The organism is Bacillus sp. BS3(2021), from assembly GCF_021043345.1.
Lineage (GTDB): Bacteria > Bacillota > Bacilli > Bacillales > Bacillaceae > Bacillus > Bacillus paralicheniformis.
Map to the genome: position 1 here is coordinate 69,263 of NZ_JAJNDM010000013.1, position 11,776 is coordinate 81,038.

Genomic DNA, 11,776 nt, shown 5'->3' on the forward strand with positions numbered 1-11,776 from the left:
TCGTTTCACCTCCTTTCAAGTAGTTTGTTTTCAAGATTCAATATGTTCGGTACCGCCTCACTGTCATATTGCTTCAATAACCCCATTCCGATGCCAGCCAGCCCGGTCATTAACCCTTTAGCTTCCGTTCCCCTTGATATACCATAATTCCACATTTTCTGTTTAACGATCTCCAACAATTGCGATCTGACAGATTCGATATAAACGTCCAGTTCACGATCCTGAAGTACTTGTTTGGCATAGAGGAGAATTTCTAATTGTCCAAAGTCACCGTGGCAGTAAGAGCGGTTATTACCAAATCCTTTGTGCAAAGTCGTTTCAAGCGCAACTTCAATTTCCCTGTCGAGCAAAGGATCCGTCCAGCCATTTTCCTTCAGGCGGAGCCTTGACAATAGTATTCCCGGAGCTCCATGACACCAGGCGTATGAGGATGTATCCCTTCCTGGCGTTCGCCAGTTTTTCTCCTTTTCATCATAAAATGTCCGCTCATATTCCAAGGCTTTCGATATATACGGAAGGATTGCTTTGTTTTCAGTCCAGTAATTGAGAGAGGAAAGAGCAGCAGCGGTACCTCCCGTACCATGCGAATAGCCTGTCAGAACTGAGCCGTCCAAGACAGAAGGCCAGCCCATTCCGCCGCTTTTCATTACACGACCGTGTTTCATTAGATGTTTTCCGCATGAAATAGCTCCCTTAACCGCTTGGATGCTTCCTGTTCGATGGAAAATACACAGCAGGATGTCAAGTGCTCCCGTAGCACCACCTATATAATCAAAGATTGTATCCTCGTTGATCATCGCGATATATCCTGGCAAGGCTTTTTCCACCTGTTGGTGAAGAGATGAATCATTCCAGAGTTCTGCAAGTAGGATGGTTGTAAACAGGTTTCCGCCTACACCGCTGTATGCCCCGAGGCTCCAAGTTGGATTTTCGCTGAATTTTTTCATATCATTTAGAATCGGAACAATTGCTTGTTCCGCCGCCTCTTTAAATCGTTGTTCACCTGTAAAATACGAGAGGTAAGCTAGAAAGAGGGCTATTCCGCTGTTGCCGTTATAAAGATCGAGTCCTACGGGAGAAATTTTCCATATCACTTCATTGTTTCCTTCCAGCACGGTACTGATCCAGGTAAGATCCTTTTTGTTCCTGTTCACCCCTTGTATTTTTGTCTTCAGTAAGTAATTTCCTATATCGACTGCCTGTTCTAGGAAATCTTCTTTAGCCGGAGCTGTCTTATTCCAGAATGGATCAATTTTCTCAACATCCGCATAATGATCTGCACTTGAGGCGAGCATGACCATATGCAAAACCTGTAGTTGCCCGTATAAGTCCTTTTCGTCAAGACTTCGTATCTTTTCCAAGACAAGGTCAAACGCAGGGGAAAGAAAGAAGTCTCTGATGACTCTTCCGTTTGAGCTCCATAAATGCCGCTCGCCCGGTCTGGTTGTGAATAAAGGGACATCATGGCGGCGTAAATCTTCCATTTCATCAATGATAATACTCTCCATTTTTGGAACCTGGAGGCACTTTAGCCACAGCCTGTGTAAAAAAACTTCCTGATCAACTGGATCTCGAAGCAAATCAGGATGGACTAGACTACGCAGGAATTCTCCATAGACCGCTGTTGGTCTTAAAATCGTCCTGACTCTGACTTGCTTGAATCCTTGCAACTGGCTGGTAAGCTCTACTTTGTTTGCAGCCATAAATCGGTAGACGGCCGTAAAGCCCTCGACAATTTCAGATAGATAATCGTGAAGATTCACGAACTTCCCATTATAGCTTGGCAGATTGAGGCCGGCTTCCAAAAAGGCTATCCCCTTTTTCAAATATGCCTGGTCAGTACCCTTATCGACAATTTGGGCCACTTCAAACGGGAGGCGCTGATTTCCTTTCCCTCCCAATCCACTTAAATCAACACCTGATTTATTCCGGTCCTTCCGCTGATAAAGCAAATTAGGTAGCATGCCGGAAGCCATAATCGATTTCGAGAGCATTTTATCGGCTTGTCCAAGAGCTTCTTTGCTGTAACTGTCATCGTAAATATTCTGATGAAACAATGATTCCATATCGACGAACACCGGGTGACCACCCATTGCAATGATATTTCCATAGTGAAAATCAGTTGCGTTCAACACATACAGTACAGCAAGTTGAGCGCCCATACGTTTATAAAAATCTTTGACTTCTTCGGCTGATTGGCAGGCTTTATATTGAATAAATTCCGTCCAACCATGATCATCTGCATTGACCACCTTCATTTTGTAGAAATTCGGAATATTGTTCTCCTGAGCATTTAGCCAAGATAGCAACTTCTGATATTGTTGGTCTGCGTCCAAGGGTCTTGGTTTATAGACGAGCGATTGGCCGCCTTCGAATTCCAAAATTGAAACACTTTTTCCATTGTCGTGTGTGTCCCCTTTACCAAGGTGAATCTTCCTTAATCTTCCTATTTTCGGGAAGGTTTTAATCAGCACGGGCCAGTCATTTTCTAGATGCTCAACAATATCCCTAATAAAGCTAACTGAGCTATTGACTTTGTGGATCAAAAGGGAGATGAGGCTCTGATACTCGCTTCCGAATGAGGATAGGAACTTTTTATCTGTCAAAATTTCATGTTCGAAATAGTCATACCGCTCTTCGGGGGTGCTGCCTTTCAGGAGTCCCTGCTCTCGGTATACATTCAGCTCAAGCACGAGGGTCTTGTGGCAGATAGAATAGATGTCGTCATTCATTTGTTCAAGCAAGTCTGAATATAACTCGTTTTCTGAAAAATCGAATGAATGGTTATGTATGTATAAAGTTTTAAGTTTGGAGAAAGCTAGTTTCAGGAAATGATCGATGAATGTACCGAACTTTTTATTTTGTTCCGTCTGGCGTGCCGGCAGAGGATCAAGCGCTCCCTTAAGGATTAAATCCCAATCATCAAACCAGGGATGAACATTTTCTACAGCACTCTTTTTGCCGCCAAACTTTAAGGCTAATATATGATCAATGTTTATTCCAGATATTTCATTTAGGCTTCTTTTCATATACTCTTCATTATTGTAGAAGAAACGGCTCCAAAATTTGATCTGCTCTAACCGCTCTGAATCCGTTCCCTTCAACATGCTGTCCATTGTTTCACTCCTAACCTTTTTCTGAATGAGATGCACACGGCCGGCAAAATGCCGGCCAGATTCAACTAATATCTTGTACTGAAGAGTACACCAGGAACCTTTATTACCTAATTGACAGCTGATGTTGCACCAAGCACAGCCGCCTGCAAGCATTTCCATTTCACTGTCTGACAGCTTGTCCATTAAATCACCCGCAGGGTTGGTCACTTGGCAGTTGTGTAATAGGATTTTTCCATGCTTCCAAATTTGAAGTTTTCCTACATCTCTTTATTAACATTATTTTTGTAGACAGTCGTTAATATCGGCTGGGTTTCATTTGCAGCTCCGTTGACATTCTTTTGTAAGAGTGCACCATTGACCTTTGTTACCTAATTGACAGCTGATGTTATACCACTCGCAGCCGCCTGCAAGCATTTCCATTTCACTGTCTGACAACTCGTCCATTAAGTCACCGGCAGGACTTACAATTTGGCTGTTCATACGTGCAACAGGATTTTTCCATGCTTCGATCTTTGACATTTTCCTTCACCTCTTAATTAATTTTGGGAGCTCAGCATTATTATAACAATAATTAGAATTGTTGGATTATTTTTGGGCTATTTTGGATTATTTCTTGTGCAAAATGCCCTATTTCAAAATTATTGTGTCCAATAAGTTAAATATTCGAAAATATCTATACATAAACTTTCCTTCTTTGTATAATTGAGATGAAATACCTAATATGTATATTTTAGGAGTATTAGTAATGGATCTGCCAACCCAATTAATTGGAGGTATGCTTGAAACATTCTTGATTATAACGATTGGTATTTCGTTATTGAATGTCAGCTATAAAAACAAATTTTTCAGCCTGCTCTTAATCAGCCTTTACGGAAGCATTGTATTGTATCTGGTGAAAAGTTCTTTTCCTCCTCTGCTGTACCTTTCCATTATGGTTTTGGCGATCAGTTTACCGGTTTCGCTTTTTTTGAACCTCAGAATTCTGTTATCGATAATCGGCGTTTTATTGGGTGCTGTTTGTTTACTCGTATCCGAAGTGATTGGCTTCGCAATGTTAAGAGTTGCCGAGCCAGTTCTCAATGTAAAAGAGGGAAGCCTTGGTACGGCATTGCCCCATTTTTGTATCCTTTTATTCATGCTTTTCCTAATTCGAAAAAAGAGAGTGGTTTTAATTTCACCGAAGAAACAGGTGAAAGACTTGGACATAAAATTGTACATGATTTTGATACTGTCATTTTCTTTGCTGCTTCTATACTATTTCATCATCTATAAGAACCAAAAAGTAGAGGGCTTTATTAATCTTTTTTGGAGCATTGCCCTTGTTTCATTAACTTTTTTCACCTTGATTATTATGAGGCGCATTTTCTACAAAAACCTCCGTAACGCTGAGAATTCTTTAGAGGAACAATATGAGGAGGTTGGCAAATACATTCACTTCATAAAAAAACATAACCATGATCAGGGGCATCATCTTATCGCAATTCAACAAATGCTTAATAAAGGGCATTATGAAGAAACGAAACATTATCTAAGTGACGTGATGAAGGACTCCGCTTTAATCAGCGACATACTTCCTATCCATTCCATTGCGCTCAGCGCCCTGCTCCTTTCGTATAAGGATAAAGCCTTAAAGGAAGATATTCGTATTCACTATAAAATCAGCGATAGTCTGAGGGATTTTCCATGCAAGCTTTTTGAAACAAATAAAATATTTGGAAACCTGATCATGAATGCAGTGGAAGCCGTAAAAGAACTCGGTGATATTCCAGAACGGACAGTATATGTCCAGATTGATTCCGGAGAAGGTTACTACAGAATAGATGTAGGCAACTTTGGAGACGTAGAGCGGTTCGCTGAGGTGGTAGATCGGATTTTTGAAGAAGGATTTTCTACGAAAGGCAAGAAGGGAAGGGGATATGGCCTCCATATCGTTAAATCAGTCGTTGAGAAGCATCAAGGATTCATCTTTCCGGAGATAATCGATAGGATGATCGTCTTCAAAGTCAGGATTCCGAAGGAGTTAGGCGATGGTTAAGTTCACACCCAATTACTTGTCAAAAAAAATTTCGGAACAGATCATTTATTACAACCCTGATTTTCGTAGTAGGCAAGATAGCATACGATACGGGCTTGAGTGGATGCTTGCCGCCATCAATCAAATACTGCTGGTATTTATTATAGCTTGTTATTTTGACTGCGTGATACAAGCCATGGTCATCTTGTCGGCGGGCGGATTTTTGAGAATGTTTTCAGGGGGAAGCCACTTTAAAGGTTATTATTATTGTTTATTTTTCAGCACGTTTCAAATTATGGTGATCACGTACATATCCATAGAATTTGCTTTTCACTTCTCCCGGGGGATGAAATGGATGCTGATTGGCCTGATTGTCTTGTCATTTTTCATTTTCTTAAAAAAATCACCGAAACTGCATAAAAAGATGCAGGTATTCAGTCCTCAACAGAGAACAGAGATTAAATATAGGTCGATTTGCGTTTTTCTGGGTCTCATGCTGGTCAGCCTTTTGGTTGACAGCCAGCTTCAATACGGCATTTGGATCGCAATGATCATGCAAAGCATTACCTTGACTGACTCATGGCATAAAATCATCTTATCTTTTGATAAGAGGTTTAATAAAAAATAAAAGGGGACTAGGGAAATGGTGAAATTTATTACTTATTTGATTGGTGTATCCGCTTTGTTTTTCAATTCAATTACTTCACTAAGCAGCTGTTTCTGGTTTGCTTATGAACCGGAATTGCCTGAGGATTTAAAGAGTGACGATCATTGACGGTAAGAATATGCGTGATTGATGATGATCAAGATATTCTTGATTTTTTCAAAGAGGTTTCGGACAGCATCAGTCATGCTAGATTTGAATTAATCACAAGAGAAATAAGCGAGTTGATTTCCCACCTGGAGTCTGTGAATGAAGTCGATCTGGTCATTATCGATATCAATCTGAAGCAGTCAAGCGGTTTCGATTTAGCTGAATATCTGAAAGAGTATTATCCCAGTATCAGCATCATGTTCATGAGTTCCTACACAGAATACGCTCTGGATGGATATAAGTTTTATCCTATTGATTTTTTAGTCAAACCGATTAACATTTTAAGACTCAAATCAGCTGTAGAGCTTCTTCGAAATCATAAGGCTTTTTCAAAAAGAAACAATAAAAAGATAGGCATCAGTTCTAGCGGCAAAATTCATCTCGTAGATGTAGACAGCATTTTGTATATTGAAAAGGTGGGGAGAAAATCCTGCATAAATCTTGAAAATGGAAAGATCATTAAGTCAAGTCAATGTTTGATGACCCTTGAGGAAATGCTTAAAGGGAGCAACTTTTTTAGAACCCATCAGTCTTTCCTCGTTCCGTTGGATAAGATTGAGGAAATCATCCAAGACACCTACATGAAGTCGTATAATCTAAAAATTAAAAACTGCAAAAAGATTATCAATGTGAGCCGTAACAAATACCGTGAGCTCAAAGAACTTCTCACCGCGGTGATATAAAAGTAAAACTTTTACTTGATACAAGGCACGATGAATCGATTTAGCCAATCGATCATTGCGCCTTTATTTATGCTGCTGGACAGATGATTAAACAAGTATTGAAAATAAGAAAAGACTAAAAACTGATTTTCCTTTGCAGAACACTTTATGGATGGCGCGCATAAATGAGCTGAAACTAACCTCTCCTAATATTTTCGGCTTCTTCCTCCGTTTCCCTTCCTTAGAAAAGCATGATTTCCGGCTCCTGACTGCACAATACAAGGTAAAAAGGAGGCGGTTCTATGGGGACGGTCGTATCTTTTAACAATGAAAAACAAAAGAAGCAGATCAATTTGGAAAAAAAGCTTCTGCGCGAACTGTCTTTGGAAAAAATGCTGAATTCTGCGGAGGAATGCTTTGCTCCTCTTTTTCATTTTTTTTCTAAGCACACGGATATTTTGTATGACGGCTGCATCGATTTTGCCATTGAGGCCTATTTGCTGGGAGCCGAGTACGGAAAGTTCGGCTATCACGGAGAGCCCGTTCAACGAGCGATGGTCCGCTCAGAAAAAGAAGAAAAACAGCTTCTGCACGAGCTTTATGAATATGCGGTGAGCTGGTCTGAGGCTTTTAATATTCAAGCGGCTCATGAACCACTCTATTATGCTTGCGAATACTTCATCCAAAGCTGGTGGAAGGAAGGCTTCAGCGAGCGGGAAAGACGCTTTAAGCTTCGGCTCAGATAATTTATGTAAAAGTGCGGCCAAGCTGAATCATATTTCCTTTCCTTGTCCCATATGTTGTAGTAAGGACGAGCGGGAGGGAAAGGGATGAAGAAAAAAATAAAATGGCTCGGGTTTTTACTCGGCTTTGTCGTTTTATTATGTTTATTTCAATATCAATTTCACAATGATGATTCTTGGCGGTCATGGAATCTTCCGTTGAGCGGCAAGATCATTTATATTGATCCTGGACACGGGGGCGCGGATGGAGGAGCATCAAGCGGTGAACTCCTTGAAAAAGACGTGGCACTTGAAGTATCCCTTAGAATCAGGGACTATCTCCAGGAACAGGGCGCCTTGGTGTTGCTGACGCGGGAGGACGATCATGATCTCGCTCCTGAAGAAACGAAGGGGCTCAGCAGAAGGAAAGCGGAAGACTTGCGGAAAAGGGTCGACGTGATCAACAATTCTGAAGCCGACCTTTACCTCAGCATCCATTTGAATGCGATTCCTTCCGCCCGATGGAGCGGTGCGCAAAGCTTCTTTTACGGGCAATATGAAGAAAACGAACGGGCCGCCAAGTTTATTCAGGATGAATTAAGACATAATCTTGAAAACACGACGCGGAAGGCAAAGCGGATACACGGCATTTATTTGATGCAAAATGTGAAAAAGCCGGGGGCCCTCGTCGAGATCGGGTTTTTGTCAAATCCGAAAGAAGCAAAACAGCTGGCCAAGCCCAAATATCAGGACAAAATCGCGGCATCCGTATATAAAGGTGTATTGCGCTACTTTACAGAAGACAGAGACCCTCCTGAATAAGAGGGTTTCTTTTTGTGTCAAAGACACTATAAGGAAAGATATGCTATACTTATTTTGTAAACGAATACAACAAAGGGTGAGATCAATGTTGCGAGAAGACGATGTAAAAAAAATAGTCGGCGATTTGGACGAGCCATTTCTTCACAAGCCGCTCAGAGAGCTGGATGCCGTCAAGGAAATTAAAATAAAACCCGAAAAACGGCACGTCAGCGTAAAGGTGGCGCTCGCAAAAACGGGATCTGCCGAACAAATGCAGCTTCAGCAGGAAATCGTCATACGGTTAAAAGAAGCCGGTGCAGAGACGGTCGGCCTGCGTTTTGAGGAGCTGCCTGAAGAAGTCGTGATGAATAATCAAGAGTCTGCCCAAGGGCAGGATCAATCTCTGCTGAATAGTGAAAAACAGCCTGTGTTTTTAGCGGTGGCAAGCGGTAAAGGCGGCGTCGGCAAGTCGACGGTGTCCGTCAATTTGGCTGTGTCTTTGGCTCGAATCGGAAAGAAAGTCGGATTAATCGACGCCGATATTTACGGATTCAGCGTTCCGGATATGATGGGAATCACTGTACGGCCGACGATTGAAGGAGAAAAGGTCGTGCCGGTTGAAAGATTCGGAGTCAAAGTAATTTCGATGGGATTTTTTGTTGAAGACAATGCCCCTGTCATTTGGAGAGGCCCTATGCTTGGAAAAATGCTGAATAACTTTTTCCATGAGGTTGAATGGGGAGATGTCGATTATATTATCTTAGACCTGCCGCCGGGAACAGGCGATGTAGCGCTTGATGTTCACTCAATGCTTCCAAGCTGCAAAGAGGTGATCGTGTCGACGCCGCACCCTACTGCCGCGTTTGTCGCTGCAAGAGCGGGCGCGATGGCTTTGAAGACCGATCATGAAATCTTGGGAATCGTTGAAAATATGGCTTATTACGAAAGCGTCAAAACAGGCGAAAAAGAATACGTATTCGGCAAAGGCGGAGGCGAGAAGCTCGCAGAAGAACTCGGTGTTCCGATTCTGGGCAAAATTCCGCTGAAGCAGCCCGATTGGGATGACAGCGAATTTGCGCCGTCCGTTTATGATGAAAGTCATCCGACCGGTGCCATTTATTTGGATATCGCCAAAAAAATCGACGAAAGCATTGGCGTAAAAGCTTAAAGATCAGAAAAAGCTTCCTCCGCGGAAGAAGCTTTTAGTGAATGAAAAGCGGCTTAGCTTTGTTTTTCTTCGCCGCCTTTCATTTCTTCTTTCATGCTTTCAGAAGCAGCTTTTTTCAGTTCCTCTTCAAACTGCTTTCTGTAGAGCGGGCTTGACAGAGTGTCAGATATGACTTCCTGCAGGTGGGTTCGGAATTCCTGGCTTCTGACAAGTTCACCGTATTTTTTGGTCATTTCAGGATCCTGCATGACCTGCATCAGCATTTTTTGGTACTCAGGATCTTTCATCAGTTTTTTCAGCACTTTTTCATGTTCATTTTGAAGTGTTTTGGCAAAGCCTTCTGCGAATTTTGGATCTTCGAAGACTTTTTTCCAAAATTCAGCTCCTTTTTTGGAGGTCATTGTTTTTTCAACGGTTTCTTTGACGGTTTTTTCATCCATCACAAGTGTTTCATTTAATTTGTCATCATTTAATATTTCTTGAATCGCTTTTTTTCCGTCATCTGTCTTTAATATATCGACAACCATCTTTTTGGTTTGATCATAGTCCATCTCAGCTGCTTGGTCCGTGGGAGCACAAGCTGTTACAGATAGAAACAGAAAACAGCTTATCGATAGCATTGTGGTCTTGAACATGCTTAAGCTCCTTTCGAAAACTCGTCTTACCTTTAATATGAATGTCTTTTATAAATTTATACATAACAAAATATCGCTGCTACAGCGTTTACTTAGGGGTTGGGAAGTCTACAATGAAAAGCCGTAATCTCGTCCGATTTTTCTTTTCCGTGTTGGGTGTCGGAGCTTTGACTACAAGTATTGTCGGTTTTGCCATTGAGTGGGGAAGATATAAGGAGCTGTTTCTTTCCTTCGAGGTATTGGAGATTCTTTCTGTTCTATTTTGGTTTATCGGGGTTGGCATGATCTTTAGCGTGATTGCTCAAATGGGGTTTGTGATTTTCTTAACGATTCACCGTTTTGCACTGGAAATCTTCAGATCTCATTCTTTGTGGAATTCGATTCAGCTGTTTTTGATTGTATTTGTCGCGTTTGATTTGGTTTACTTGCGTTTTCTGTTTTTTGAAAAAGAGGGAGGCTCCATCATTCCGTATATTTGGCTGCCGCTCTTTATTTTGGCGGTAAGCATTGCGGCCGCTTATGCAAAGCAAAAACAGTCCTCTAAAAAAACGTTCGTTTCCGCATTATTTCTAATGTTTGTTTTTACTGTGATGGAGTGGTTCCCGGCGTTAAGGGTCAATGAAGAGGACTGGCTCTATTTAATGCTGCTTCCTTTATTAGCCTGCAACGCTTTTCAACTTTTAATGCTCCCAAAATTTCAGGCCCGCGCTTAGACCGGTTGCTATTTTACTTCTGATGATTTTGCATCCGTATTTGCGATTAAATCGCTGACGGTTACATTTTTGAGTCCCTTGCTTCTGAGGTGGTGCACGATCTCAGGCAGGGCTTCTTTTGTTTGTTTGGCCGAATCTGAAGCGTGAAAGAGCACGATATCACCAGCGCTCACCGTTTCATTTACGTTTTGTACGATCTTTTGAACCCCCGGGTTCGTCCAGTCATCCGAATTAATACTGTAGTGAACGACGGTATAGCCGTACTGTTTAGCGACATCGAGTACGTCTTTATTAAACTGGCCGGTCGGCGGCCTTAAAAGCGTGAGGTCCTCAAGACCGAGTTTTTGAAAAGAGTTTTGTGCTTTTGTTAAGTCTTTTTTGATTTCGCTTTTCTTCATTTGCGAATAGTTTTTATAAGCATAGCCCATGCTCCCGATCTGATGACCGTCTTTACGGATTCTTTCCACGACATCCGGATGGCGCTCCGCCCATGAAGCTGAAAGAAAAAAGGTCGCATCTTTAATACCGTTTGCTTTTAATGTATCTAAAATAGGCATGGCCTTTTGATCTCCCCAGCTGATATTAAAGGTAAGAGCGACTTCGTTTGTATCTGAGTCTCCTCTATATACCGCTTTTGCTCCGCTTTCTGTAGAAAACACAGGAAGAGGGAGCAGGTTTTGTACATAAAAAAAGCTTGCTGTCGCAAAAGCGGCTATCATAATAATGATTAACTGCTTAATCCGTTTCATATGCCACACATAAAAATGGTTCACAGAGAAACTCCTCCTTGTCCATGCTGCTTTGTATTCATCCTATGCTTGTTTAAAATAGAACATAACAATAATTCATCTTAAGAAAAAAATTAAAAAGAGGGTTGACCAGATTTGAATTAACATGTTATATTATTATTCGTCGCTGATAAACAGCTGACATGAAAAAGCTCCAACAAATAATTTTGAAAAAAGTTATTGACAAATATGTGGGCTTGATGTTATATTATTAAAGCCGCTGAACGAAGCGGAAATGATCTTTGAAAACTAAACAAGACAAACGTACCTGTTAATTCATTAAATAAATCGCACATGCGAATGTGCGTAGTCATTATCAAACTTCATGGAGAGTTTGATCCTG

12 protein-coding genes are annotated in these 11,776 nt (G+C 41.4%); 8 read left to right on the plus strand and 4 right to left on the minus strand.

The genetic code is table 11. The features are described from left to right. Positions 1-5: 5 nt before the first annotated feature. Both lanM and LQ247_RS21120 read right to left on the minus strand, forming a co-directional pair. The gene (gene lanM, locus LQ247_RS21115) at positions 6-3,323 is read right to left on the minus strand and encodes a type 2 lanthipeptide synthetase LanM (protein ID WP_223254889.1); all 3,318 of its coding nucleotides are present in this window, start codon (positions 3,321-3,323) and stop codon (positions 6-8) included. 105 nt (positions 3,324-3,428) lie between these two features. Beyond that, positions 3,429-3,635 carry a plantaricin C family lantibiotic gene (locus LQ247_RS21120; protein ID WP_020449898.1) on the minus strand — a complete coding sequence of 69 codons (207 nt, stop codon included), beginning with the start codon at positions 3,633-3,635 and terminating at the stop codon, positions 3,429-3,431. A gap of 226 nt (positions 3,636-3,861) precedes the next feature. Here LQ247_RS21120 and LQ247_RS21125 point away from each other — a divergent pair, with 226 nt between their 5' ends. From LQ247_RS21125 to LQ247_RS21150, 7 genes are all read left to right on the plus strand, one after another. After that, positions 3,862-5,151 carry a sensor histidine kinase gene (locus tag LQ247_RS21125; RefSeq protein WP_035337480.1) on the plus strand — a complete coding sequence of 430 codons (1,290 nt, stop codon included), beginning with the start codon at positions 3,862-3,864 and terminating at the stop codon, positions 5,149-5,151. Further along, on the plus strand, positions 5,144-5,758 hold the full coding sequence (locus tag LQ247_RS21130; RefSeq protein ID WP_020449900.1) for an accessory gene regulator ArgB-like protein: 615 nt from the start codon (positions 5,144-5,146) through the stop codon (positions 5,756-5,758). Before LQ247_RS21125 ends, LQ247_RS21130 begins: the two co-directional genes overlap by 8 nt. 15 nt (positions 5,759-5,773) lie before the next feature. Further along, complete coding sequence (locus LQ247_RS22380; RefSeq protein ID WP_006640358.1) at positions 5,774-5,905, plus strand: cyclic lactone autoinducer peptide; 132 nt, start codon at positions 5,774-5,776, stop codon at positions 5,903-5,905. Continuing rightward, positions 5,902-6,627: a LytR/AlgR family response regulator transcription factor gene (locus LQ247_RS21135; RefSeq protein ID WP_006640359.1), complete on the plus strand. Its 726-nt coding sequence runs from the start codon at positions 5,902-5,904 to the stop codon at positions 6,625-6,627. The genes LQ247_RS22380 and LQ247_RS21135 overlap by 4 nt, the downstream gene beginning before the upstream one ends. A 281-nt stretch (positions 6,628-6,908) precedes the next feature. Continuing rightward, on the plus strand, positions 6,909-7,352 hold the full coding sequence (locus tag LQ247_RS21140) for a YbaK family protein (RefSeq protein WP_020449901.1): 444 nt from the start codon (positions 6,909-6,911) through the stop codon (positions 7,350-7,352). Between the two features lie 84 nt (positions 7,353-7,436). After that, positions 7,437-8,150, plus strand: coding sequence for an N-acetylmuramoyl-L-alanine amidase CwlD (gene cwlD / locus LQ247_RS21145; protein ID WP_020449902.1), 714 nt, complete (start codon positions 7,437-7,439; stop codon positions 8,148-8,150). A gap of 85 nt (positions 8,151-8,235) precedes the next feature. After that, positions 8,236-9,297 (plus strand): Mrp/NBP35 family ATP-binding protein, encoded by a 1,062-nt coding sequence (locus LQ247_RS21150; RefSeq protein ID WP_020449903.1) that lies wholly within the window; start codon positions 8,236-8,238, stop codon positions 9,295-9,297. A gap of 53 nt (positions 9,298-9,350) precedes the next feature. Here LQ247_RS21150 and gerD read toward each other — a convergent pair whose 3' ends face one another. Further along, on the minus strand, positions 9,351-9,932 hold the full coding sequence (gerD, locus tag LQ247_RS21155) for a spore germination lipoprotein GerD (protein ID WP_020449904.1): 582 nt from the start codon (positions 9,930-9,932) through the stop codon (positions 9,351-9,353). 113 nt (positions 9,933-10,045) lie between these two features. On the opposite strand from gerD, the gene LQ247_RS21160 reads away from it, so the two are divergent. Continuing rightward, positions 10,046-10,645: a KinB-signaling pathway activation protein gene (locus LQ247_RS21160; RefSeq protein WP_020449905.1), complete on the plus strand. Its 600-nt coding sequence runs from the start codon at positions 10,046-10,048 to the stop codon at positions 10,643-10,645. An 8-nt stretch (positions 10,646-10,653) separates the two neighbouring features. On the opposite strand, the gene pdaB is transcribed toward LQ247_RS21160, so the two are convergent. Continuing rightward, complete coding sequence (gene pdaB / locus LQ247_RS21165; RefSeq protein ID WP_020449906.1) at positions 10,654-11,418, minus strand: polysaccharide deacetylase family sporulation protein PdaB; 765 nt, start codon at positions 11,416-11,418, stop codon at positions 10,654-10,656. Positions 11,419-11,776: the final 358 nt, after the last annotated feature.